Source organism: Enterobacter sp. SLBN-59 (assembly GCF_024807915.1).
GTDB lineage: Bacteria > Pseudomonadota > Gammaproteobacteria > Enterobacterales > Enterobacteriaceae > Enterobacter > Enterobacter asburiae_B.
Window position 1 is genome coordinate 1,456,714 of sequence record NZ_JANUFI010000001.1, and the last position, 24,950, is coordinate 1,481,663.

The following is a 24,950-nucleotide window of genomic DNA, read 5'->3' on the forward strand; positions in this document are numbered from 1 at the left end:
TCGTTGAAATAGCCGCATATTCTACCCGTTATCGACGGGCTCGCCAAACCACTGATGATACCAAACGGGTAAAAATTGCTCTCGCAAGCGCCAGATTTGCCAGTGATGTTGCGAGAATGTCACCGATATTTGTCCAGAATGAGGGGTATCGTGCCAGATGTACCCCTCTTTTCGGTAGCGTCGGACAACTTTTGCCGACGGGAATCGCCATGCGTTATAGCGGGCCGCTGAATCCAGGGCGATCTGACCTTCTACCCGCTGTACCAGCGGCAATGAGGACGAAGTATTGCTGCCATGATGGGGCACCTGTATAAGCGTGGACGTCAGATAACGCCAGTAATGGCTAAGCATAGCCTGTTCCGCCTGCGCTTCAATGTCCCCCGTTAGCAGAACGCTCTGCTCACCGTCGTCCACCTTTACCACGCAGGAATGGTTGTTTCCCTGCGCCGGGTAATTTTCAGGGGGCCAGTGGACGGTGAAGGAGAGTCCCTGCCATTTCCATCTCTGCCCGCGAAAACAGGGGCGATGTCCCGCCTGGCGCAATGGGCTTCTTACCCACGCGTCAGGCCACGCTTTTTGCAACGATGCGAGTCCTCCCGCATGGTCGAGGTGCTCATGACTGAGAATAATGCCTTCAGGCCGCAGGTGATGCCAGCGAAGCCACGGGATAATCAACCGCTGCGCGCTATCCCCGCCCGGCCAGGCGAGCCCGGTATCATAGAGAATGGCTTTTCCCTGCCGTTCAATGACCATCGCCAGCCCCTGCCCCACATCCAGCATATGCAGCGTCCAGCTCTCGCTTTTTTCCGTTCGCCAGAGAGGAAATGTCAGTAAGACACTTCCTGCAAGACAAACGGCAGGAAGGGTTTTCCAGGCACGAAAGCGCCAGCCGATGATGATAAGCCAGGGCAGTAATGTCATGTACTGCCAGCGTTGGTCGACATTTTGCCAGCCGTCAGGCAGGCGCATGAGGAGCCAGAATAGCCCCACAAGTGACTTATTGGCTGCGAACCAGACGACGCTTTCCAGTGCCGCCAGCGGTAGGAGATGAAGCAGCATGCCGAGCAGGATCAGCGGCACGGAGACAAACGTCACCAGGGGAACGGCAAAGAGATTCGCGACCAGAGAAGAAATGCTGAAGCCGTGGAAAATCAGAACCTGTAACGGCATCAGCAGCATCAACATGCCCAACTGCAGATAGATCAGATTCAGCAGCGGCCGTAGACGTCGTGCCCTGCGCCAGCCAGGAAGAGGAAGCCACTGAAACCAGAAAATCAGCGCGGCGACGGCAAATGCGGACAGGGCCAGACTCTGCGAAAGTACGGCTAAGGGATCGCTTATCAGGATCGCCGCGATACAGCAGACCCACACCTGCCAGGGAGACCACCGACGGGCAGCGATCCGCAACATTGCAAGCACAGCAAGCGCGATGACCGTTCGTAGCGCAGGCGGTTGAAGACCGGTAAGCCAGGCGTAGAAAGCGGCAAAGCATAACCCGGCCAGAAGAGGCATTTGCCAGTGGATCCGGTGGCTGGGTAATAAAAACTGTAGCCCACGTCCGAGTAACCAGGCGAGGGATGCCGCCAGCGCGATATGCAGTCCCGAAATCGCCATCAGATGCAGCGTCCCGGTTTCGCGCATCAGGTCTTGTATTTCCCGGGGCATATCCAGACGTTCACCCATTCCCAGTCCGAGGATAACCGCCCCCCATCGGTAAGCAGAAAGGCGGTTTTGCAGTGACATGAGATATTGCGCTCGCAGGCTGCAGCGTCCATCAACGAGTTCCGCACGGGTGAAACGCCCGCTCAGCGTTTGGTGGCGGGCAAAAGCGCTGCGCTGAGAATCATAACCGCCGTCGTTCAGCTCGCCGTGGGCAGGCCTGAGCCTGAGCGTCATGGTCCAGCGCTGACCGGCACACGCTTTCTGTGGCAGATAATTGCCATACAGCGTTATGCCGGTAGAGGCCCACCAGCGCTTGCCATCAACGCTAAGAATGTTTCCCTGATGCTGCGTTGCGCCATCTGTGGCGGTGATCGCTACCTCAGCCTGCACGGCCCCCGTGGTTAAATGCTGCATCGACCAGACGCTCTCCTTCGCAGCCAAAATACCCCACACGCAAAATAACAGCGTGATACCCGCATACTTCAGTCGTACGTTTCGCCGTGCGGCCAGCACGATCCCGCCAACAATCATTATCCACACGGTATGACGTGATGGCAGTTCAGGTAACCAGAGTAACGGGGCTATCGCCAGAATGGCGCAGATACTAAGCGCGGGAATTCCCATTGCTACCTCCCTGTTTCAGAGGGGCAGTATGTAATCAGGTAGAAGGAATTGTCAGATGGTAAGAATGCGTTTTACAGCGCGCGCTGTGCTGTTTTTATCGGTTTGCAGAAAACGAAACGGAAAATGCGGGGTATCTTCAGAATGAAAGCGACAGAGACAAAAAAAGCACCCGCAGGTGCTTTCTTTCGAACCCAGTTTAACCGACTGGCTAAACTCAGTTACCGTAAATATTGGCGCGATCGCGCAGTTCTTTACCCGGCTTAAAGTGTGGAACGTACTTACCTTCCAGCTCGACTTTATCGCCAGTTTTCGGGTTACGCCCGGTACGTGGAGCACGATAGTGCAGAGAAAAACTACCGAAACCGCGGATTTCAATGCGCTCGCCCTGGGCAAGAGTGGAGGCCATATGCTCCAGCATCTCTTTTACGGCATCTTCCACTGCCTTGGCAGGGATATGCGGTTGCTGACTGGCAAGTCTTTCAATCAATTCTGACTTGGTCATGATTCCTCCGGTTCCTTTCAAACCAATTAGCTGAACAGCTCATTAAACAAGGGCGGCCGTAGCCGCCCTTTGTTATTGATTACAGGACGAATCCTGCAATCTGTCAAGTTTGCTCCTCATCCTTCACGCTGTAAATGCGTTACAGCGCAAATGATACTGAGAACCTGATATTACTCGCCTTTAGCTGCTTTGAAAGCTTCAGCCATTGCGTTGTTAGAGAAGTTTGCATCTTCCTGTTTGTTAACAGTTGCGATTGCATCTTTCTCATCAGCTTCGTCTTTAGCACGAACAGACAGGCTGATTGCACGGTTCTTACGGTCAACACCGGTGAACTTAGCTTCAACGTCGTCGCCTACGTTCAGAACCAGAGTGGCATCTTCAACGCGGTCACGTGAAGCTTCAGAAGCGCGCAGGTAACCTTCAACGCCGTCAGCCAGTTCTACGGTTGCGCCTTTAGCGTCAACTGCAGTCACTTTACCGTTTACGATTGCGCCTTTCTTGTTCAGTGCAACCCAGTTGTTGAACGGATCTTCTGCGAGCTGTTTAACGCCCAGGGAGATACGCTCACGCTCTGCGTCAACCTGCAGAACAACTGCAGCGATTTCGTCGCCTTTTTTGTATTCACGAACTGCTTCTTCGCCTGCAACGTTCCAGGAGATGTCAGACAGGTGAACCAGGCCATCGATGCCGCCGTCCAGGCCGATGAAGATACCGAAGTCAGTGATAGACTTGATTTTACCTTCAACACGGTCGCCCTTGTTGTGGGTTTCCGCGAACTGCTGCCATGGGTTGTTTTTGCACTGTTTCAGGCCCAGGGAGATACGACGACGTTCTTCGTCGATATCCAGAACCATCACTTCCACTACATCACCAACGTTAACAACTTTGGATGGGTGGATGTTTTTGTTGGTCCAGTCCATTTCGGAAACGTGCACCAGACCTTCAACGCCTTCTTCGATTTCAACGAAGCAGCCGTAGTCAGTCAGGTTGGTTACGCGACCAGTCAGTTTAGTACCTTCTGGGTAACGCTTAGCGATAGCTACCCATGGATCTTCGCCCAGCTGTTTCAGGCCGAGGGATACACGAGTACGCTCGCGGTCGAACTTCAGCACTTTAACAGTGATTTCGTCGCCCACGTTCACGATTTCGCTTGGGTGCTTAACGCGTTTCCACGCCATGTCGGTGATGTGCAGCAGGCCATCAACGCCGCCCAGGTCAACGAATGCGCCGTAGTCAGTGAGGTTCTTAACGATACCTTTGACTTCCATGCCTTCCTGCAGGTTTTCCAGCAGCTGATCGCGTTCTGCGCTGTTTTCGGATTCGATAACGGCACGACGGGAAACAACAACGTTGTTACGCTTCTGGTCCAGCTTGATTACTTTGAATTCAAGCTCTTTGCCTTCCAGGTGCAGAGTGTCACGAACTGGACGAACGTCTACCAGAGAACCTGGCAGGAACGCACGAATACCATTCAGCTCAACAGTGAAGCCACCTTTAACTTTGCCGTTGATAACACCGACCACAGTTTCAGCTTCTTCGTAAGCTTTTTCCAGCGTGATCCATGCTTCGTGACGTTTAGCTTTCTCACGAGAAAGCAGGGTTTCACCGAAGCCGTCTTCTACTGCGTCCAGAGCAACGTCAACTTCGTCACCAACCTGGATTTCCAGCTCGCCCTGGGCGTTTTTGAACTGCTCTGCCGGAATGGCGGACTCAGATTTCAGACCGGCGTCAACCAGTACTACGTCTTTGTCGATAGCAACAACAACACCGCGAACGATGGAACCCGGGCGGGTTTCGATTTCTTTTAAGGATTCTTCAAACAGTTGAGCAAAAGATTCAGTCATGTTTAATCTTCAGGTTAATATTAACGTCCACCTGGCTCCGTGCCGGATGGGGTTGTTTCACATACCCGCCGTCAATCCATTGCAGCGGGGGTACTGCTAAATCGGTCGCGATTACGCGAGTGCCAGTTTTTGGCGCGCATATTGTAGCGCTTTTTCAATCACTTGCTCAATAGTTAAACTGGTTGAATCCAGAACTAATGCATCTTCTGCAGGAACAAGTGGGGCGACGGCGCGGTTACGATCGCGGTCATCGCGCTCTTTTATCTCGGATAAAAGGCGATCAAAGTTAACACTAAACCCCTTTTCCTGCAACTGAAGCATGCGGCGTTGAGCACGTTCTTCCGAAGAGGCGTCAAGGAAAATTTTCACTGGCGCATCAGGGAATACCACCGTCCCCATATCGCGTCCGTCAGCGATCAGCCCCGGGGCTTCACGGAACGCGCGCTGACGACGTAACAGCGCCTCGCGAACGCGCGGGAACGCCGCGACCTGAGAGGCCGCATTCGCCACTTCCTGCGTACGGATTTCGCCGCTCACGTCTTCCCCTTCAAGGATGACTTCCAGGTTGCCATCGGTCGATACGAAACGCACATCCAGATGCGCAGCCAGCGGAACCAGCGCTTCTTCAGACGCGACATCCACATGGTGATGCAGCGCGGCCAGCGCCAGCACGCGATAGATTGCTCCCGAATCTAAAAGATGCCATTGCAATGCTTCCGCCATCGCTTTGCACAGAGTACCTTTCCCTGCGCCACTCGGCCCATCAATGGTGATTACCGGGGCAACTGCCGTCATCTTTTTCTCCTTAAATAAGGCATACCGTTTACATGAACGCCGCGCATTATACGCGCCAACGTGCGCAACTGTTACCTTTGCGTGCAAATTACGGAATGATTGAAGCAGAGTGTAGAAGAAATGAGCGGAGGTGTTCGTAATGAAGCGTAAGCAAATGCCGCATCGGGCGATGCGGCAAGGCGTTATCAGGCCAGCGTGCTAATGCGTGCCAGCTGTTCGAAGTAGTCCGGGAAGGTTTTCGCGGTACATTTCGGATCAAGAATGGTGACAGGCGTGTCTGACAGCGCCACCAGCGAGAAGCACATCGCCATGCGGTGATCGTTGTAGGTGCCGATTTCCGCAAACTGCAGTTTTGCCGGAGGGGTCACGCGAATGTAGTCTTCGCCCTCTTCCACCTCGGCACCGACTTTTCGCAGCTCTGTCGCCATTGCGAACAGGCGGTCCGTCTCTTTTACGCGCCAGTTGTAGATATTACGCAGCGTGGTCGTGCCTTTGGCAAACAGCGCCGCCGTGGCAATGGTCATCGCCGCATCCGGGATATGGTTCATGTCCATGTCGATGGCGTTCAGCTCGCCGTGGGTACAGGAGATGAAGTCATCGCCCCAGGTGACAATGGCGCCCATTTTTTCCAGCACGTCCGCAAAACGGATGTCGCCCTGCACGCTGTTACGGCCAATACCGGTCACTTTTACCGTGCCGCCTTTAATCGCACCCGCGGCCAGGAAGTAGGACGCGGATGACGCATCCCCTTCAACCAGGTAGTTGCCCGGAGACTGGTACTGCTGCGCCCCGCGCACCACGAAGCGCTGATAAGACTGGTTTTCCACCTCAACGCCGAAGGTTTTCATCAGGTGCAGGGTGATATCAATGTACGGTTTGGAGACCAGTTCACCTTTAATGGTGATAACCGTATCCTGCGGTGCCAGCGGCGCGGTCATCAGCAGTGCCGTCAGGAACTGGCTGGAGACGCTGCCGTCCACCTCGACGTGACCGCCGGTAAAACCGCCTCGCAGACGCAGTGGCGGATAGTTTTCCTGCTCCAGATACTCAACCTGCGCGCCGCCCTGACGCAGGGCATCCACCAGATGGCCAATCGGACGCTCTTTCATGCGAGGTTCGCCGGTCAGCACGATGTTGTTGCTACCCAGGCACAGGGCCGCCGCCAGCGGGCGCATCGCGGTACCGGCGTTGCCCAGAAACAGCTCAAGCTCTTCGCCCGAGCGCAGCGCGCCGCCGTTGCCGGTCACTTCGCAGCGAGTACGATCGTCGGAGAGAGTGTAATGAACGCCCAACGCTTTCAGCGCATTGAGCATATGACGCACGTCATCGCTGTCCAGCAGGTTTGTGAGGACGGTGGTGCCGTTTGCCAGAGCTGCCAGCAGCAGAGCGCGGTTCGAGACACTTTTTGAACCAGGCAGATTGATGGTGCCATCTACCCGCGCGATAGGTTGTAACGTCAGGGATTCCATGAAAACTAAACTCTCAACTCAACATAATAAAAACCCCGCAGGGACGCTGCGGGGGTGAAAAACAGCAAATTAACCGTGACGACGTTCGAAGTCGATCATGAAATCCGTCAGGGCCTTAACGCCTTCCAGCGGCATCGCGTTATAGATGGAGGCACGCATGCCGCCAACGACACGGTGACCTTTGAGCGCATGCAGGCCTGCCGCGAAGGACTCTTCCAGGAAGACTTTATCCAGGCTGCTGTCCGCCAGCTGGAACGGCACGTTCATGCGGGAACGGTTCGCTTTCGCCACATCGTTGCGGTAGAAATCGCTCTTGTCGATCACGCCATACAGCAGTTCAGCTTTCTGCTGATTCACCTTGTCCATCTGCGCCACGCCGCCGTTTTGCTTCAGCCATTTAAAGACCAGGCCGGAGAGATACCAGGCAAACGTTGGTGGGGTGTTGAACATCGAATCGTTATCGTTCAGCACGGTGTAATCGAGAATCGACGGACAGGATTTATGTGCTTTACCCAGCAGGTCTTCACGCACAACGACGATAGTCAAACCGGCCGGGCCGATATTTTTCTGCGCGCCCGCATAGATAACGCCGTAGCGGCTGACATCAATTGGCGCAGACAGAATGGTGGAGGAGAAGTCGGCGGCAACCACGACATCGCTACCGAAGTTTGGCGTCTCGTCAATGGCAATCCCGTCAATGGTTTCGTTCGGGCAGTAGTGCAGATACGCTGCGTTATCGGAAAGCTGCCACTCGCTCATTGGCTTCACGGCGCGCAGACCGTCAACGGTCACTTTGGCGTCGATAACATTCGGCGTGCAGTATTTATGCGCTTCTTTAACGGCGCTTGCCGCCCAGTAACCCGCGTCAACGTAGTCAGCCGTCGTTTTGTCGCCGAGGATATTCAGCGGAACGCCTGCAAACTGGCCACGTCCACCGCCGTGACAGAACAATACTTTGTAGTTCGAGGGAATATTCAGCAGATCGCGAAAATCCTTTTCTGCCTCTTCCGCCACCTGAATAAACTCTTTACCACGGTGGCTGATTTCCATCACCGACGTACCGAGACCGTTCCAGTCACAGAGTTCCTGTTGAGCCTGTTTAAGCACGTCTGCCGGTAACATTGCCGGACCTGAACTGAAATTAAAGACTTGAGCCATTTCCCCTCACCACGCTAAAAGCCATAAGTTATAACTGTGGATATCGGTTTTATCATTCAGTGACACGCGCCGCAATGTCTAAAACTTATGACCCGTGAAATGTGCCCCGCGTCACACAAAACAATCTGCCGCCTCGCCAGGACAAAACCGACAAAATGGCTGTCAGGTGATGCGTTTGGCCCGGCTAACCTTCGTCCATTCCGGATTTGCACAGCGGGGGCATAATTGGCGATCCCCCGGCTGCATCGCGACTACATGGCTACATCTTACGCAAGCATACTCGCCTGACTCAGGTACGGTTCTGAAACGCTCAATGAGCATATCCGGCAGAATACACAGTCCCGGCTTCACCTCGTCGTCAGAATAGTAATAGACGCTGATCTGCCCGTTGGTTTCCATGATCGCCAGACGCACCTGCCCGAGCTGTTCAACGCTGTTCAGGCGAAGCTCCATAAAGAACTCAAACTCGGTCATATTGGCGCTTTGTACATTTTCCCAGGCCAGCTGTCCGTCCTCGACGATAACGACCGGCTTCCCTTCAAGCAGATCTTCCAGCTTTTCGCTTTTCGACATCAGCCACATGACAAGGCGATAAAGTAGCGCCAGTGAGACAAAAACGATAAACACCGGCACCATCGGCACGTCGTCATAAAAAGCGACGTCACCCGCCGCCGAGCCCAGCGTCAGGATGATCAACACCTCAAAGAGCGACATCTGCCGCACGCCTCGCCGGCCAGTGATTTTAAGAAACAGGAAGACGAGGACGAAGGTATACAGGCTGCGCAGCGCCACTTCGCCCAGAAATTCAGGAGGAACTTTATCAAACGCCATCCGCTGGAGATCAAATGCTTTCATTTTTCTATGCCTTAACAGTCAGTTACTGCCACTAAGCATAGCCCAGCCTTTTATTTTCGCCGAAGATAGCACCCGTCACGCAAAACCCGTATCATTGCGCGCTTTACGTACGATAAAAGTGAACGCCATGACTCAAACGTTTATCCCCGGCAAAGACGCCGCTCTGGAAGATTCCATCGCTCGCTTCCAGCAGAAACTGACCGACCTGGGTTTTAACATCGAAGAAGCCTCCTGGCTCAATCCGGTACCTCACGTCTGGTCCGTGCATATTCGCGATAAAGACTGTGCCCTGTGCTTTACCAACGGTAAAGGCGCGACAAAAAAAGCGGCACTGGCCTCTGCGCTGGGTGAGTATTTTGAGCGTCTGTCCACCAACTATTTCTTCGCTGACTTCTGGCTGGGCGAAACCATCGCTAACGGCCCGTTCATTCACTATCCAAATGAAAAATGGTTCCCGCTGACCGAAGATGACGAGCTGCTGGAAGGTATTCTCGACGCGCGCCTGCGTGCCTTCTACGATCCAGACAGCGAACTGACCGCCAGCATGCTGATCGATCTGCAGTCTGGCAATGAAGACCGTGGGATCTGCGCCCTGCCGTTCACCCGTCAGTCTGACGAGCAGACCGTATATATTCCGATGAACATCGTCGGCAACCTGTATGTGTCCAACGGTATGTCCGCCGGTAACACCCGCAATGAAGCACGCGTGCAGGGTCTGTCTGAAGTTTTCGAACGCCACATTAAAAACCGCATCATCGCTGAATCCATCAGCCTACCAGAAATTCCGGCAGACGTGCTGGCGCGCTACCCGGGCGTAGTGGAGTCCATCGCTAAGCTGGAAGCAGAAGGTTTCCCGATCTTTGCCTATGACGGCTCGCTGGGCGGTAAGTATCCGGTTATCTGCGTAGTGCTGTTTAACCCGGCCAACGGTACCTGCTTCGCCTCATTCGGCGCGCACCCTGACTTCGGCGTGGCGCTGGAGCGTACCGTTACCGAGCTGCTGCAGGGCCGTAGCCTGAAAGATCTCGACGTCTTCACCCCGCCAACGTTTGACGATGAAGAAGTGGCCGAGCATACCAACCTTGAAACCCACTTCATCGACTCCAGCGGTTTAATTTCCTGGGATATGTTCAAGCAGGACGCCGACTATCCGTTCGTGGACTGGAGCTTTGCCGGTACCACGGAAGAAGAGTTCGCCACGCTGATGGCGATCTTCAACGCGGAAGATCGGGAAGTTTATATTGCCGACTACGAACACCTTGGCGTATACGCGTGCCGCATTATTGTTCCAGGCATGTCCGACATCTACCCGGCTGAAGATCTGTGGCTGGCGAATAACAGCATGGGCGCGCACCTGCGCGAAACGCTGCTGGCTCTGCCGGGCAGCGAGTGGGAGAAAGAAGATTATCTGAACCTGATCGCCCAACTGGACGAAGAAGGCCACGATGACTTTACCCGCGTACGCGAACTGCTGGGCCTGGCGACCGGTAAAGACAACGGCTGGTATACCCTGCGCATCGGTGAGCTGAAAGCGATGCTGGCCCTGGCGGGTGGCGATTTGGATCAGGCCCTGGCCTGGACCGAGTGGACCATGGAATTCAACCAGTCGGTCTTCTCTGCCGAGCGCACCAATTATTACCGCTGCCTGCAAACCCTGCTGCTGCTGGCCCAGGAAGAGGATCGCGAGCCGCTGCAATACCTGAATGCTTTCGTGCGGATGTACGGAACTGAGGCCGTAGAAGCAGCCAGTGCAGCCCTGAGCGGCGAAGAGCCGTTCTATGGCCTGCAGGCTGTTGATAGCGATCTGAAAGCCTTCCCGGCGCATCAGTCGCTGCTGAAGGCCTACGAAAAACTGCAGAAAGCAAAAGCCGCTTACTGGTCAAAATAAGCGCACATAACATTACCAGCTGTAGGCGTATTCAATCGTCTGGGCTATATTACGGGGCAATTTCATTGCCCCGTTTTTTATTTTCTTCGGCAATGACTATTGATTGTAATAATAAAGTTAAACATGGGTAAATATAATAATATTTACCTGGGCTTTACTGTTACTTTTTATGGTAAATACTCCATATTAATTAACTGTGTCAGAGGTGGCTGAACGAAAAAATTCAACTCTTTTCATAACTTTTAAAATTTATTTTTATACGGATAATCAAATACTTACTCCGCATTTGCTGTAAAACCATACACACTGCGGGCCTATAAGCCAGGCGAGATATGATCTATATCAATTTCTCTTCTATAATGCTTTGTTAGTATCTCGTCGCCGACTTAATAAAGAGAGAGTTAGTGTGAAAGCTGACAACCCTTTTGATCTTTTACTCCCTGCTGCGATGGCCAAAGTTGCCGAAGAAGCGGGTGTCTATAAAGCAACGAAACACCCGATGAAGACGTTCTATCTGGCGATCACGGCTGGTGTGTTCATCTCTATCGCTTTCGTCTTCTACATCACCGCCACCACCGGTACTGCCGGAATGCCTTTCGGCATGGCCAAACTGATTGGCGGCATTTGCTTCTCACTGGGTCTGATTCTCTGCGTCATCTGCGGCGCCGACCTCTTCACCTCAACGGTGCTGATTGTCGTGGCAAAGGCCAGCGGAAGAATTACCTGGGGTCAGCTGGCACGTAACTGGCTTAACGTCTACGTGGGTAACCTGGTTGGCTGTCTGCTCTTTGTTTTGTTGATGTGGCTTTCTGGCGAGTACATGACCGCCAACGGTGGCTGGGGCCTTAACGTCCTGCAAACCGCCGACCACAAAATGCACCACACATTTATCGAAGCCGTTGCTCTCGGCATCCTCGCTAACCTGATGGTCTGCCTGGCTGTATGGATGAGCTACTCGGGTCGTAGCCTGATGGACAAAGCCTTAATTATGGTTCTGCCGGTTGCGATGTTTGTTGCCAGCGGCTTTGAGCACAGTATCGCGAATATGTTCATGATCCCAATGGGCATTGTCATCCGCGACTTTGCAAGCCCGGAGTTCTGGACCGCAGTTGGTTCATCCCCGGAAAGTTTCTCTCACCTGACTATTATGAATTTCATTACTGATAACCTGATCCCTGTCACTATCGGGAACATTATCGGTGGGGGTCTGTTAGTTGGGTTGACATACTGGGTCATTTACCTGCGTGGCGACGATCATCATTGATGGTTTTCTCAGGCAGTAAATAAAAAATCCACTTAAGAAGGTAGGTGTTACATGTCCGAGCTTAATGAAAAGTTAGCCACAGCCTGGGAAGGTTTTGCGAAAGGTGACTGGCAGAATGAAGTAAACGTACGTGACTTCATTCAGAAAAACTATACCCCGTATGAAGGTGACGAATCCTTCCTGGCTGGCGCAACTGACGCGACCACCAAGCTGTGGGACAGCGTAATGGAAGGCGTTAAACTGGAAAACCGCACTCACGCGCCAGTTGATTTTGACACCTCCGTTGCTTCCACCATCACTTCTCACGATGCTGGCTACATCAACAAAGCCCTTGAGAAAATCGTTGGTCTGCAGACTGAAGCACCACTGAAACGCGCAATCATCCCGTTCGGTGGTATCAAAATGGTTGAAGGTTCCTGCAAAGCGTATAACCGCGAGCTGGACCCAATGCTGAAAAAATCTTCACCGAATACCGCAAAACCCACAACCAGGGCGTATTCGATGTTTACACCAAAGACATTCTGAACTGCCGTAAATCTGGCGTTCTGACTGGTCTGCCAGATGCGTATGGCCGTGGCCGTATCATCGGTGACTACCGTCGCGTTGCGCTGTACGGTATCGACTTCCTGATGAAAGACAAGTACGCGCAGTTTGTTTCCCTGCAGTCCGATCTGGAAAACGGCGTAAACCTGGAAGCGACTATCCGTCTGCGTGAAGAAATCGCTGAACAGCACCGCGCGCTGGGTCAGATCAAAGAGATGGCGGCAAAATATGGCTGCGATATCTCTGGTCCGGCGACCAACGCTCAGGAAGCTATCCAGTGGACCTACTTCGGCTACCTTGCCGCTGTTAAGTCTCAGAACGGTGCAGCAATGTCCTTCGGTCGCGTATCCACCTTCCTGGATGCGTACATCGAACGCGACATCAAAGCAGGCAAAATCACCGAGCAAGACGCTCAGGAAATGATTGACCACCTGGTCATGAAACTGCGTATGGTTCGCTTCCTGCGTACTCCTGAATACGATGAGCTGTTCTCTGGTGACCCAATCTGGGCAACAGAATCAATCGGTGGTATGGGCGTTGACGGCCGTACTCTGGTAACCAAAAACAGCTTCCGCTTCCTGAACACCCTTTACACCATGGGTCCTTCTCCGGAGCCGAACATCACCGTTCTGTGGTCTGAAAAACTGCCTCTGAACTTCAAGAAATTCGCCGCTAAAGTGTCCATCGATACCTCTTCTCTGCAGTACGAGAACGATGACCTGATGCGTCCGGACTTCAACAACGACGATTACGCTATCGCTTGCTGCGTAAGCCCAATGGTTGTTGGTAAACAAATGCAGTTCTTCGGTGCGCGTGCAAACCTGGCGAAAACCATGCTGTACGCAATCAACGGCGGCGTTGATGAAAAACTGAAAATGCAGGTTGGTCCTAAGTCTGAGCCGATCAAAGGCGACGTTCTGAACTTCGACGAAGTGATGGAACGTATGGATCACTTCATGGACTGGCTGGCTAAACAGTATGTCACTGCGCTGAACGTAATCCACTACATGCACGACAAGTACAGCTACGAAGCCTCTCTGATGGCGCTGCACGACCGTGACGTTATCCGCACCATGGCGTGTGGTATCGCTGGTCTGTCCGTTGCTGCTGACTCCCTGTCTGCAATCAAATATGCGAAAGTTAAACCAATTCGTGACGAAGACGGCCTGGCTGTAGACTTCGAAATCGAAGGTGAATATCCGCAGTTTGGTAACAACGACTCTCGCGTTGATGACATGGCGGTTGACCTGGTAGAACGTTTCATGAAGAAAATTCAGAAACTGACTACTTACCGTAACGCTATCCCGACTCAGTCTGTTCTGACCATCACCTCTAACGTTGTGTATGGTAAGAAAACCGGTAACACCCCAGACGGTCGTCGTGCTGGCGCGCCATTTGGCCCAGGTGCTAACCCAATGCACGGTCGTGACCAGAAAGGTGCGGTTGCCTCTCTGACCTCCGTTGCTAAACTGCCGTTTGCTTACGCGAAAGATGGTATCTCTTATACCTTCTCTATCGTGCCAAACGCGCTGGGTAAAGACGACGAAGTGCGTAAAACTAACCTCGCGGGTCTGATGGATGGTTACTTCCACCACGAAGCGTCCATCGAAGGTGGTCAGCACCTGAACGTGAACGTCATGAACCGTGAAATGCTGCTCGACGCGATGGAACACCCTGAGAAATATCCTCAGCTGACCATCCGCGTATCTGGCTACGCAGTACGTTTTAACTCCCTGACTAAAGAACAGCAGCAGGACGTTATCACCCGTACTTTCACTCAGTCCATGTAACTGGAATTGACTGAAATCACGCGTTAAAAAGCGTACAATAAAGGCTCCACGTCAGTGGGGCCTTTTTAGCACCCTCTCCACCTCAGTCTCTTTTGTCCGCTATCTATACTCTATGGATATCAGCCAAAACAGACTTCAACACAGCCGGCTTTGAGCTGTGCATACTCAGGCCCCGGACGGGCCGATGCTGGAGATATCACCGCAATGTCAATTATTGGTCGCATTCACTCCTTTGAATCCTGTGGCACCGTCGATGGCCCGGGTATCCGTTTCATCACCTTTTTCCAGGGCTGCCTGATGCGCTGCATGTACTGCCATAACCGTGACACCTGGGATACGCACGGCGGTAAAGAAGTGACCGTTGAAGACTTGATGAAAGAGGTGGTGACCTACCGCCACTTTATGAACGCGTCCGGCGGCGGCGTCACCGCATCCGGCGGTGAAGCCATTCTGCAGGCCGAATTTGTCCGCGACTGGTTCCGCGCCTGCCATAAAGAAGGCATTCATACCTGCCTCGACACCAACGGCTTTGTGCGCCGCTACGATCCGGTTATCGACGAGCTGCTTGAAGTGACCGATCTGGTGATGCTCGATCTCAAACAGATGAACGATGAGATCCACCAGAACCTGGTTGGCGTCTCAAACCACCGCACGCTGGAATTCGCCAAATACATTGCCGATAAAGGCATCAAAACCTGGATCCGCTACGTGGTGGTTCCCGGCTGGTCAGATGACGACGACTCCGCGCACCGCCTGGGGGAATTTACCCGCGACATGGGCAACGTCGAGAAAATCGAGCTTCTGCCCTATCACGAGCTGGGTAAACATAAATGGGTGGCAATGGGCGAAGAGTACAAACTTGATGGCGTGAAGCCGCCAAAAAAAGAGACGATGGAACGCGTCAAAGGTATTCTTGAACAGTACGGCCACAAGGTGATGTATTAAAGAAAAGGCCCGGTGAGAACCGGGCTTTTTTATATTCTATTTAAAGACGCCGTTAATAACGGACGTCACGATGGCTGTACTCAGCGCAATTAAGACCAGGTCGTCTCCGACCACGCGCCATTCATAGCCAGGGTAGGAAGGAAGCTGGCCCAGCATTGAGGCCGGCACGGTTTTCTTCGCAATGCCCGGAGGCAACGGCTTACCGCGCGCCAGGTTTTTCGCGATACCCGGAGGCAGAGAGTCATAGCCCGTTAAGCCATAATTCAGCGCCAGATGGCGGGCATGATCGAAGCTCACGCGAGCGTCGACATCGTTACCGACATCTTTACTGCTTTTAAAGCTTTTATCCGATTTTCCAGGGTTATCCTGACCGTTATTTTGCTTATTGCCATGGTTACCAGAATTCCCGTTACCATGATTACCGCCATTACCTTGCCCGCCACCGTTTCCGTGACCACCGCCATTCCCGTTTCCAGGATTAGCCATGACCGGAGCCGTTGCAAACGTTAAAGACAACACTACGGCAAGTGCGGTAGTGGAAAAACGACGAATAGACATGATTGCTGCCTTATAGTGGTAGGACTCACATGAATTATCGCCTGGCGCAATAAACAAACAATAAGTAAAACTCTTAGTTGTGACAGGGACAAAAAAGCCTGTCATCGACAGGCTTTTATTTAATCAGGCATGTGCCACAGGCGTTGGATGCTCGCCTGCTTTGCGCAGCAGCATCAAGAGATAAATAAACGACACGCTGGCGATCATGATAAACAATAAATTATCGGAATAATTCTGCATCAGCATCGCGGTAAACGTCGGGCCTAATAAGCTGCCGATGGTATAGCTCAGTAACAGCGCCTGGTTCATTGCCACCAGCTGGTGATGTTCAACTTTCTCACAGGCCCAGGCCATCGCGACCGGATAGAGCGTAAAGCCGGCCGCCCCGAGAATAAACAGCGCAGGCGCCATCGCGGCGTTGCTGAGCATGGCAAGGCATCCCATAATGACCACGAAGACCTGAACGCGCAGCACCAGCAGACGGCCGAAGCGGTCCGCCAGTCGGCCAATCGGCCACTGCCCGACGATCCCCGCACTCACCATGACCGCCATCCAGAAACCAATTCCGGAATCGCTGACGCCCTGATGATTCAGATAGAGCGGCATCAGGCCATAGAGCGAGCCCAGTACAATCCCCGAGATAATGCAGCCGTTAACGCCCAGGCGCGCCTGACGGAGTCTGAGCATCGGCCAGACGTGGGTCGCTTCCTGATGCTCGCTGTTCTGGTTCACAATGCGCGTGAAGAGCAGCGGCAGGATCGCGGCGAGCACCATGCCCGTTACCCACGGCAGAACGCTCATCAGGTCGGTTGGCAGCTTGCTGACCATCAGTTGACCCAGCACGGTGCCGACGTAATAAACCATCATATAGGCTGCCAGCAGGCGTCCACGGTTGCGCGAAGTGCCGCTGCACATCAGCGCGCTTTCAACCACCACCCAAATCATCGCGCAGCCTACGCCTGCGATAAAGCGCCATGCCATCCAGCTCCAGAAGCCGACCATCAGGCCCAGCCCGGCACACCCGGCGGCGAAAATCAGCGAAGCCAGATAATAGCTGCGATTAAAGCCAAAGCGCTTAATCAGGCTCCCGGTCATTAGCGTACCCAGCAGGTTCCCGGTAAAAAAGGACGAGCTGACCATACCCACCTGCCAGGTCGGTAAGTTTTCATGGGCGAGCCATAGCGGGACGAGCGTATTTAACACTGCGATCGCCAGGGTCAACAGAAGCAGGCCACAAAGCAACAGAAGCACTGGCCGGGTATAGGTGGTCATGGATTAAAAACCGTGAGGAAGTTCAGATTTCGTGCGCATCATGCCACTGGCAAAACCAAAGTCAATCCACTGATTTAGCCGCCTCGCACAATATGTTCCCTGTCGATTTAAAAAACTTATCCTGCTAATGCCACGCCTGCTATAGATATTGATTATGTGTCTGTTTTTATTTATTAATGGGCGAAATTAAAACAAAACGACAGTCGAAAAATTTCATGATCGAAAAAAGAAAAAGCCGGGCACTCAGGCCCGGCTTGATATAACTCAATGCAACGTTAACTGGCGATAGCCATACCAACGGTCATATGCAACCCGTAGAACACACCGCGGCCAATCAGTTCACCCGCCAGGACCAGCACAAAGGCCAGTGACAGCAGCGGCAGCGCGGGCTGATAACCTTTAAGCTGAGGAGCGATCCAGAATACCAACGCCGCGACCAGCAGAACAATGCGCCAGGCCATCAGAGAACCGTAGTCCGGCACCAGGGCAGAAGCCTGCTGGATAGAGCTGTGAATGGTTGCCAGTTCTGCCCCCTGCATCAGGGCGACCATCGCACTCACCACCAGCCCCAGCAGAGAAACAGCCGGCAGCAAACGCATTGCCCACCCGTCTACGCCCGCCACGCGCAGCAGCAGGTAGCCCAGCAGCGGCCCGCCGATAAACATCGTCAGGAAGAAGCTCATCGGCGTCCAGACGCTGTACCAGGTTGGAACGGTATCGATGGTGTTATAGACGCGCACCATCATCCACACGAACACCACGCCCAGCACCATGGTCACGATCAGCCACAGGCTGCGCAAACCCGCAGGCAATTTCTTCATAGCGGCCAGCAACCAGCCCAGCCCACCGACGGCAAAGAAAATTGCCCCGCTGGCAATCTCGTTACTGAGGGACGATGCCCCTACGCGGTTCAGAGAGTTAAACGCGCGCATCGGCGAACCCAGGTGCAGCGTAGAGGCGATAAAGCCAATTCCCATCAGCACCCACAGGCCAAACATGCTCAACACTAAACGCTGCTGCTGTTCAGCGTTGAGATTCCCCTTCAGCAGCGCCAGCGCGAGCACAATGAAACCGCCCGCCACACACTGGCCAAAGACCGTGAAGATCATCAGCGGCCATTCATGCCATCCACTTCCCATCTCACACCTCCTTCGGATTTGCCAGGTAGCCGGTGGTGTCACCTGTAGGACGGCTGTTGGCGTTAGGTTTAATCACAATGCTCGGCTTCGTGAAGTGCGCAGACGGCAGCGGTGCCACTGCGGCAAGCTGACCGTGTTTTTGACGCAGCTCTTCAATCGGACCGAAGTCCAGCGCTCGCAGCGGACAGGACTCGACGCAAATCGGCTTTTTGCCGTCCGCCACGCGGGTGTGGCAACCGTCGCATTTGGTCATATGACCTTTGGCGGCGTTGTACTGCGGCGCGCCGTACGGGCACGCCATGTGGCAGTACCGACAGCCGATGCAGACATCTTCGTTCACCACCACAAAACCGTCTTCACGCTTGTGCATCGCCCCGCTCGGGCAGACCTTGGTACAGGCCGGATCTTCACAGTGGTTACAGGCAATCGACAGGTAATAGGCAAAGACGTTCTGATGCCAGACGCCGTTATCTTCCTGCCAGTCGCCCCCGGCGTATTCGTAGATGCGGCGGAAGCTGACGTCCGGGGTCAGGTCTTTGTAATCTTTACAGGCCAGCTCGCAGGTTTTGCACCCGGTGCAACGGCTGGAATCGATAAAAAATCCATACTGGGTTGTCATCGGCTACTCCTTAAACCTTTTCAACCTGGACAAGGTTTGTGTGGGATGGGTTGCCCTTCGCCAGCGGCGACGGACGCTGCGTGGTCAGTACGTTAATACTGCCCGCCTGGTCGATGCGGTTGGCATCAGGGTTGTACCAGGCCCCTTCCCCCAGCGCCACCACGCCTGGCATCATGCGCGGCGTCACCTTAGCTTCAATGTGCACCTCGCCGCGGCCGTTGAAGATACGCACGCGATCGCCATTGCTGATGCCGCGTGCTTTGGCATCCATCGGATTGATCCACATCTCCTGACGGCAGGCGGCCTTGAGTACGTCGACGTTACCGTAGGTGGAGTGCACGCGCGCTTTGTAGTGGAAACCTGTCAGCTGCAGCGGGAATTTCGCCGTCAGCGGATCGTTATAGTTTTCAAAACCCGGCGTGTAGATCGGCAGCGGATCGATAACGTCCTCTTCCGGCAGCTCCCAGGTCGACGCGATTTTTGCCAGCTCTTCGGAGTAGATTTCGATTTTGCCCGACGGCGTGGTCAGCGGGTTCGCCTGCGGGTCTTCACGGAACGCTTTGTACGCCACGTGGTGCCCTTCCGGATCGCGCTGTTTGTACATACCCTGCTTGCGGAAGGTATCGAAATCCGGCAGGTCAGGGACCGCCTTACGGGAGAGTTCATGCAGATGGCGCATCCAACCTTCCTGTGTACGCCCCTCGGTAAACTGCTGCTCAACGCCAAGACGTTTCGCCAGCTCAGAGGTCATCTCATAGATGGTTTTGCACTCGAAGCGCGGTTTAATCGCCTGGTCGGTAAAGATCACGTAGGACATGTTGCCGCAGGAGGCGTCCAGCGCGAAATCCATCTGTTCAGAGGCGGTGCAGTCCGGCAGCAGGATATCGGCGTATTTCGCCGAGGAGGTCATGTGGCAGTCGATGACCACAATCATCTCGCACTTCTTATCATCCTGCAGGATTTCATGGGTGCGGTTGATTTCGGAGTGCTGGTTGATGAGACAGTTACCGGCATAGTTCCAGATCATCTTGATCGGCACGTCCAGCTTGTCCTTGCCGCGCACGCCGTCGCGCAGGGCGGTCATTTCAGGACCACGTTCGATCGCATCGGTCCACATAAACATGGAGATGCTGGTCTGAACCGGGTTATCCAGCGTCGGCATGCGTTCGAACGGTACTTCATACGAGCCTTCACGCGCGCCGGTGTTACCGCCGTGAATACCGACGTTGCCGGTCAGAATGGAGAGCATGGAGATGGCGCGAGTCGCGATTTCGCCGTTCGCATGGCGCTGCGGTCCCCAGCCCTGGCTGATGTAGGCCGGTTTGGCCGAGCCAATCTCACGCGCCAGCTGAACGATACGCTCGGCCGGAATACCGGTGATGGTGGACGCCCACTCGGGCGTTTTCGCCACGCCGTCGCTGCCCTGCCCGAGAATATAGGCCTTGTAATGGCCATTTGCAGGCGCGCTGGCTGGCAGGGTTTTCTCGTCATAGCCGACGCAGTATTTATCCAGGAAAGGCTGATCGACGAGGTTTTCTGTGATCATTACCCACGCAAGCGCCGAGACCAGCGCTGCATCGGTACCCGGACGGATTGGGATCCACTCGTCTTCACGTCCGGCGCCGGTGTCGGTATAGCGCGGATCGATGATGATCATGCGGGCATTGGATTTGGCGCGGGCCTGTTCGAGGTAATAGGTTACCCCGCCGCCGCTCATGCGGGTTTCGCCCGGGTTGTTACCGAACAGGACGACCAACTTACTGTTTTCGATATCGGACGGGCTGTTGCCGTCCGCCCAGCCGCCGTAGGTGTAGTTCAGGCCCGCAGCAATCTGCGCCGATGAGTAGTCACCATAGTGATTAAGATAACCACCGCAGCAGTTCATCAGACGTGCCACCAGCGTTTTACCCGGTGGCCAGGAGCGGGTCAGCGTACCGCCGAGCGTACCGGTGCCGTAGTTCAGGTAGATGGATTCGTTGCCGTACTCTTTGATAAGGCGCTGCATATTGGTGGCGATAATGTCGTAGGCTTCATCCCAGCTAATCCGCTCGAACTTCCCTTCGCCACGCTTACCGACGCGCTTCATCGGATATTTCAGGCGGTCCGGATTATACACGCGACGACGCATTGATCGGCCGCGCAAACAGGCGCGAACCTGATGTAACCCTTCATAGTTATCATCCCCGGTATTGTCGGTTTCGACATATTTAATTTCGCCATCCACCACGTGCATACGCAGCGGACAACGGCTACCGCAGTTAACGGTACAAGCACTCCACACCACTTTTTCCGGAGCTGAAGCTGGGGATAGTGCATCCGCCGCTGAGGCCAGTCGGGTAAAAGGAAGCGTGAAGGCGCTGCTGGCTACGGCCAGGCCGCCTATCGCCGTGGTTTTCATCAACCCACGGCGAGTGACCTCGGCAGCCATTAATGCTCCAGGCGCGTTGATTTTCATAGAGACTCACTTTGGTTGCTCACAAAGAAAAGAGTGGCGGCGCAAACCGCTATGTAGTTTTATATACAACGAATTTTTACGTAATCAGCTTTTTATGCTGACTTTCATTCGGAGGAGTATTACTACTTTAGAGGGAGGGGGTATTGCGTCGTGTCAATTCAGAGGCATAAAAAAAGCGCCTTAAGGCGCTTTTTTGTTGTGAGGCAAAGAATTAGCCGATGTACTGCTGGCCTTTCATGTATGGACGCAGCACTTCAGGGATCTCAATACGACCGTCTGCCTGCTGATAGTTTTCCAGCACGGCAACCAGCGTACGGCCCACAGCCAGACCAGAACCGTTCAGGGTATGCACCAGACGGGTTTTCTTGTCAGATTTGCTGCGGCAGCGTGCCTGCATACGACGCGCCTGGAAATCCCAGACGTTAGAGCAGGAGGAGATTTCACGGTAGGTGTTCTGCGCAGGCACCCACACTTCCAGATCGAAGGTTTTGCAGGCGCCAAAGCCCATATCACCGGTGCACAGGGCCATACGACGGTACGGCAGACCCAGCAGCTCCAGCACTTTCTCAGCGTGACCGGTCATCTCTTCCAGCGCGTCCATGGACTCTTCAGGGCGGACGATCTGCACCATCTCAACTTTGTCGAACTGGTGCATACGGATCAGACCGCGCGTGTCGCGACCGTAAGAACCTGCTTCAGAACGAAAGCACGGAGAGTGTGCCGTCAGCTTAATTGGCAGGTCGTCTTCATCGATGATCTCATCACGCACGAGGTTAGTCAGCGGCACTTCAGCGGTTGGGATCAGCGCGTAGTTGCTGCTGTCTGCTTCCTCGTCCAGCGGACGGGTATGGAACAGATCGCCGGCAAATTTCGGCAGTTGGCCCGTACCGTACAGCGTATCGTGGTTGACCAGATACGGCACGTAGGTTTCGCTGTAGCCATGCTGCTCGGTGTGCAGATCCAGCATGAACTGCGCCAGCGCGCGGTGCAGATGGGCAATCTGGCCTTTCATCACCACAAAACGGGAGCCGGTCAGCTTAACCGCTGCCGCAAAGTCCAGGCCCACGTGCATTTCGCCCAGCGTCACGTGATCGCGCACTTCGAAGTCAAACTCACGAGGCGTACCCCAGCGTTTCACTTCAACGTTGTCGTTTTCATCTTTGCCGACAGGCACGCTGTCGTCAGGAATATTCGGGATAGCCAGGGCAATATCACGAATCTCGGCCTGAAGAACGTCCAGCTCAGCTTTCGCCTGATCCAGTTCTTCACCCAGTTTGTTCACTTCCAGGCGTAATGGCTCAATATCTTCCCCGCGCGCTTTCGCCTGGCCGATGGATTTCGATCGAGAGTTACGCTCTGCCTGCAGATTTTCAGTTTGTACCTGCAGAACTTTACGACGCTCTTCGAGAGCGCGCAGCTTATCTACATCCAGCTTAAAGCCCCGGCGTGCCAGTTTTTCAGCGACTGCGTCTGGCTCATTACGCAGCAGATTGGGATCGAGCATGCTTATCCTGTGCTTATCGAATTAAAATAGGAAAATGTGACCACAGCCTGCGGCCACAAGGATACATTGCCAACATTACCGCAACGATTGAACTAACGGTAGCGTTTTATAGGGCTATTTTGATCCTGTCCGGCGAGCCAGGTGAGCTTTTCACCAATCTTGCCTTCAAGACCTCTGTTTGTGGGGTGATAATAGCGCGTTTGTGCCATCTCCTGCGGGAAATATTCCTCCCCGGCAGCGTAGGCATTGGGTTCATCATGAGCGTAACGATACTCCTGCCCATACCCCATCTCTTTCATCAGTTTGGTCGGCGCGTTACGCAGGTGAACCGGCACATCGTAGTCCGGGCGTTCGCGCGCGTCGGACATCGCCGCTTTAAAGGCGGTATAAACCGCATTGCTTTTCGGCGCGCAGGCCAGATAAACAATCGCCTGCGCAATGGCACGTTCGCCTTCCGCAGGTCCAACGCGGGTGAAGCAGTCCCAGGCCGACAGCGCAACCTGCATGGCGCGAGGATCGGCATTGCCGACATCTTCTGACGCAATCGCCAGACAGCGACGCGCGACATACAAAGGATCGCCGCCCGCAGTGATAATGCGCGCGTACCAGTAAAGCGCCGCATCCGGCGCGCTGCCGCGCACGGACTTATGCAGCGCCGAGATCAGGTCGTAAAAACGGTCGCCTTTGTTATCGAAACGCGCGCTGCGTTCGCCCGCAATTTCGGTGAGCAGTTCCGGTTTCAGCACCCGCTTCCCGGCATCGTCGATTTCGGCCATATCGGCCATCATTTCCAGCGTATTCAGCGCACGCCGCGCATCACCGTTGACCAGCTCGGCAATCGCACGACGCGTGTCGTCAGGCAGAACGATATCCTGTCCGCCGTAGCCGCGCGCTTTGTCGTCCATCGCCTGGGTGAGAACCTTTTCGATATCCTCGGTGGTGAGCGATTTGAGCAGGTAAACGCGCGCGCGGGAAAGCAGCGCCGAGTTCAGTTCAAACGATGGGTTTTCGGTGGTCGCACCGATGAAGAAGATCGTGCCGTCTTCAATATGCGGCAGGAAGGCATCCTGCTGGCTCTTGTTGAAGCGGTGGACTTCGTCCACGAAGAGGATGGTACGCCGCCCGGCGTTGCGGTTCTGCCGCGCACGCTCGATCGCCTCGCGGATCTCTTTCACGCCGGAGGTGACCGCCGAGATACGTTCAACGTCCGCGTTGGCATAGCGGGCGATAACTTCTGCAAGCGTGGTCTTGCCGGTGCCCGGGGGGCCCCAGAGGATCATGGAGTGAAGATGCCCGGCCTCAATGGCGCGCGGCAATGGCTTACCGGCAGCCAGCAGATGTTGCTGGCCGATGTACTGCGCTAAATTTTCTGGCCGCATACGGGCGGCCAGAGGTTGAAACGCGTTATCTGAAAAATCGAGCGACAGATTGCCCACTCACGCCTCTTACTTATTGCGTTGGTCGTCCACCGTTACGCCCTGCGGCGGGGTAAAGGTGAATTTCGATGCATCAACGGCGCCGTTTTGCTGAGACTTGAGCTGGTAGCTGCTGCGCTGATCGTCCTGCTCAACCGCGCCAAACTGATTAATCGTACCGTTGGTGCTTACGTTAATGGTGAACTGCTTCAGGTTGCCGTTACTGCCTTTCGGCGTCAGGACAAACTCGTCACCCGTCTGTTTAATATTGTACTGCTGCCAGTCGCTGGACTGGTTACGGGCAATCAGCATAAACGGCGTATTGCTGGTGGCATCTTTCAGCCAGGTCGCCGTTGCCTGCTCAACGAACGGGTTGAAGAACCATAAGGTTTTGCCGTCAGAGACCAGGATGCTCTCATCCGGCTGGGTCATGTGCCAGTTGAACAGATTTGGGCGTTTTACCCACAAATCTCCCTGACCTTCCTGCACCGCGTTGCCGCTGCCGTCAGTCACTTTTTGCGTGAAGCTGGCGTGGAAGCTGCTTACTTTATCCAGTCGGCTTTTAAGGTCGCTGGCTGCATCAGCCCAGACGCTGCTGGCGACAAAACTGGTGAGTAATGCACAGGCGATGGCGATTTTTTTCATTGTT

18 protein-coding genes and 1 pseudogene are annotated in these 24,950 nt (G+C 54.3%); 4 read left to right on the top strand and 15 right to left on the bottom strand.

Annotation, left to right across the window (positions count from 1 at the left end; translation table 11 throughout):
* Window positions 1-21 precede the first annotated feature (21 nt).
* The 7 genes from M2422_RS06960 to M2422_RS06990 form a co-directional block, all read right to left on the bottom strand.
* The gene (locus M2422_RS06960; protein WP_064672216.1) at window positions 22-2,286 is read right to left on the bottom strand and encodes a ComEC family protein; all 2,265 of its coding nucleotides are present in this window, start codon (window positions 2,284-2,286) and stop codon (window positions 22-24) included.
* A 214-nt stretch (window positions 2,287-2,500) separates the two neighbouring features.
* Window positions 2,501-2,788 (bottom strand): integration host factor subunit beta, encoded by a 288-nt coding sequence (gene ihfB, locus M2422_RS06965; RefSeq protein WP_008499965.1) that lies wholly within the window; start codon window positions 2,786-2,788, stop codon window positions 2,501-2,503.
* A gap of 170 nt (window positions 2,789-2,958) precedes the next feature.
* Window positions 2,959-4,632, bottom strand: coding sequence for a 30S ribosomal protein S1 (gene rpsA, locus M2422_RS06970; protein ID WP_008499966.1), 1,674 nt, complete (start codon window positions 4,630-4,632; stop codon window positions 2,959-2,961).
* 111 nt (window positions 4,633-4,743) lie between these two features.
* Window positions 4,744-5,427, bottom strand: a complete 684-nt coding sequence (cmk, locus tag M2422_RS06975; RefSeq protein ID WP_013097305.1) for a (d)CMP kinase — start codon at window positions 5,425-5,427, stop codon at window positions 4,744-4,746.
* A 185-nt stretch (window positions 5,428-5,612) separates the two neighbouring features.
* Complete coding sequence (gene aroA / locus M2422_RS06980; RefSeq protein WP_029739498.1) at window positions 5,613-6,896, bottom strand: 3-phosphoshikimate 1-carboxyvinyltransferase; 1,284 nt, start codon at window positions 6,894-6,896, stop codon at window positions 5,613-5,615.
* A gap of 69 nt (window positions 6,897-6,965) precedes the next feature.
* The gene (gene serC / locus M2422_RS06985) at window positions 6,966-8,054 is read right to left on the bottom strand and encodes a 3-phosphoserine/phosphohydroxythreonine transaminase (protein ID WP_029739497.1); all 1,089 of its coding nucleotides are present in this window, start codon (window positions 8,052-8,054) and stop codon (window positions 6,966-6,968) included.
* A gap of 162 nt (window positions 8,055-8,216) precedes the next feature.
* Window positions 8,217-8,909, bottom strand: coding sequence for a DUF421 domain-containing protein (locus tag M2422_RS06990; RefSeq protein WP_023310994.1), 693 nt, complete (start codon window positions 8,907-8,909; stop codon window positions 8,217-8,219).
* Between the two features lie 127 nt (window positions 8,910-9,036).
* On the opposite strand from M2422_RS06990, the gene ycaO reads away from it, so the two are divergent.
* The 4 genes and pseudogenes from ycaO to pflA all read left to right on the top strand — a co-directional run bounded on the left by ycaO (window position 9,037) and on the right by pflA (window position 15,339).
* On the top strand, window positions 9,037-10,797 hold the full coding sequence (gene ycaO, locus M2422_RS06995) for a 30S ribosomal protein S12 methylthiotransferase accessory factor YcaO (protein WP_259140296.1): 1,761 nt from the start codon (window positions 9,037-9,039) through the stop codon (window positions 10,795-10,797).
* A 406-nt stretch (window positions 10,798-11,203) separates the two neighbouring features.
* Window positions 11,204-12,061, top strand: coding sequence for a formate transporter FocA (gene focA / locus M2422_RS07000; protein WP_008499974.1), 858 nt, complete (start codon window positions 11,204-11,206; stop codon window positions 12,059-12,061).
* 51 nt (window positions 12,062-12,112) lie between these two features.
* Window positions 12,113-14,394 (top strand): annotated as a pseudogene (pflB, locus tag M2422_RS07005) (formate C-acetyltransferase).
* Between the two features lie 204 nt (window positions 14,395-14,598).
* Window positions 14,599-15,339 carry a pyruvate formate lyase 1-activating protein gene (gene pflA / locus M2422_RS07010; RefSeq protein ID WP_064672214.1) on the top strand — a complete coding sequence of 247 codons (741 nt, stop codon included), beginning with the start codon at window positions 14,599-14,601 and terminating at the stop codon, window positions 15,337-15,339.
* Window positions 15,340-15,375: 36 nt separating this feature from the next.
* On the opposite strand, the gene M2422_RS07015 is transcribed toward pflA, so the two are convergent.
* The 8 genes from M2422_RS07015 to lolA form a co-directional block, all read right to left on the bottom strand.
* Window positions 15,376-15,897 (bottom strand): anti-virulence regulator CigR family protein, encoded by a 522-nt coding sequence (locus tag M2422_RS07015; RefSeq protein WP_023310990.1) that lies wholly within the window; start codon window positions 15,895-15,897, stop codon window positions 15,376-15,378.
* Window positions 15,898-16,020: 123 nt separating this feature from the next.
* Window positions 16,021-17,169, bottom strand: coding sequence for an MFS transporter (locus tag M2422_RS07020; RefSeq protein ID WP_047742311.1), 1,149 nt, complete (start codon window positions 17,167-17,169; stop codon window positions 16,021-16,023).
* 275 nt (window positions 17,170-17,444) lie between these two features.
* A complete protein-coding gene (locus tag M2422_RS07025; protein ID WP_064672213.1) occupies window positions 17,445-18,308 on the bottom strand; it encodes a dimethyl sulfoxide reductase anchor subunit family protein in 864 nt (287 codons plus the stop codon).
* Window position 18,309: 1 nt separating this feature from the next.
* Entirely contained in the window at window positions 18,310-18,927 is a 618-nt protein-coding gene (locus tag M2422_RS07030) for a DMSO/selenate family reductase complex B subunit (protein WP_047061494.1), read from the bottom strand.
* Between the two features lie 10 nt (window positions 18,928-18,937).
* A complete protein-coding gene (gene dmsA / locus M2422_RS07035; protein WP_064672212.1) occupies window positions 18,938-21,382 on the bottom strand; it encodes a dimethylsulfoxide reductase subunit A in 2,445 nt (814 codons plus the stop codon).
* A 211-nt stretch (window positions 21,383-21,593) separates the two neighbouring features.
* Window positions 21,594-22,886 carry a serine--tRNA ligase gene (serS, locus tag M2422_RS07040; protein WP_064672211.1) on the bottom strand — a complete coding sequence of 431 codons (1,293 nt, stop codon included), beginning with the start codon at window positions 22,884-22,886 and terminating at the stop codon, window positions 21,594-21,596.
* Window positions 22,887-22,978: 92 nt separating this feature from the next.
* The gene (gene rarA, locus M2422_RS07045; protein ID WP_033145084.1) at window positions 22,979-24,322 is read right to left on the bottom strand and encodes a replication-associated recombination protein RarA; all 1,344 of its coding nucleotides are present in this window, start codon (window positions 24,320-24,322) and stop codon (window positions 22,979-22,981) included.
* 9 nt (window positions 24,323-24,331) lie between these two features.
* Window positions 24,332-24,946, bottom strand: coding sequence for an outer membrane lipoprotein chaperone LolA (gene lolA, locus M2422_RS07050; protein ID WP_023310983.1), 615 nt, complete (start codon window positions 24,944-24,946; stop codon window positions 24,332-24,334).
* Between the last annotated feature and the right edge of the window lie 4 nt (window positions 24,947-24,950).

Coding starts and splice junctions, on each gene's coding strand:
- M2422_RS06960 (WP_064672216.1), bottom strand. CDS start 2,286: ATGGGAATTCCCGCGCTTAGTATCTGCGCCATTCTGGCGATAGCCCCG.
- M2422_RS07030 (WP_047061494.1), bottom strand. CDS start 18,927: ATGACAACCCAGTATGGATTTTTTATCGATTCCAGCCGTTGCACCGGG.
- dmsA (WP_064672212.1), bottom strand. CDS start 21,382: ATGAAAATCAACGCGCCTGGAGCATTAATGGCTGCCGAGGTCACTCGC.
- lolA (WP_023310983.1), bottom strand. CDS start 24,946: ATGAAAAAAATCGCCATCGCCTGTGCATTACTCACCAGTTTTGTCGCC.
- M2422_RS07020 (WP_047742311.1), bottom strand. CDS start 17,169: ATGACCACCTATACCCGGCCAGTGCTTCTGTTGCTTTGTGGCCTGCTT.
- M2422_RS07015 (WP_023310990.1), bottom strand. CDS start 15,897: ATGTCTATTCGTCGTTTTTCCACTACCGCACTTGCCGTAGTGTTGTCT.
- serS (WP_064672211.1), bottom strand. CDS start 22,886: ATGCTCGATCCCAATCTGCTGCGTAATGAGCCAGACGCAGTCGCTGAA.
- cmk (WP_013097305.1), bottom strand. CDS start 5,427: ATGACGGCAGTTGCCCCGGTAATCACCATTGATGGGCCGAGTGGCGCA.
- ihfB (WP_008499965.1), bottom strand. CDS start 2,788: ATGACCAAGTCAGAATTGATTGAAAGACTTGCCAGTCAGCAACCGCAT.
- serC (WP_029739497.1), bottom strand. CDS start 8,054: ATGGCTCAAGTCTTTAATTTCAGTTCAGGTCCGGCAATGTTACCGGCA.
- rpsA (WP_008499966.1), bottom strand. CDS start 4,632: ATGACTGAATCTTTTGCTCAACTGTTTGAAGAATCCTTAAAAGAAATC.
- M2422_RS07025 (WP_064672213.1), bottom strand. CDS start 18,308: ATGGGAAGTGGATGGCATGAATGGCCGCTGATGATCTTCACGGTCTTT.
- ycaO (WP_259140296.1), top strand. CDS start 9,037: ATGACTCAAACGTTTATCCCCGGCAAAGACGCCGCTCTGGAAGATTCC.
- aroA (WP_029739498.1), bottom strand. CDS start 6,896: ATGGAATCCCTGACGTTACAACCTATCGCGCGGGTAGATGGCACCATC.
- pflA (WP_064672214.1), top strand. CDS start 14,599: ATGTCAATTATTGGTCGCATTCACTCCTTTGAATCCTGTGGCACCGTC.
- M2422_RS06990 (WP_023310994.1), bottom strand. CDS start 8,909: ATGAAAGCATTTGATCTCCAGCGGATGGCGTTTGATAAAGTTCCTCCT.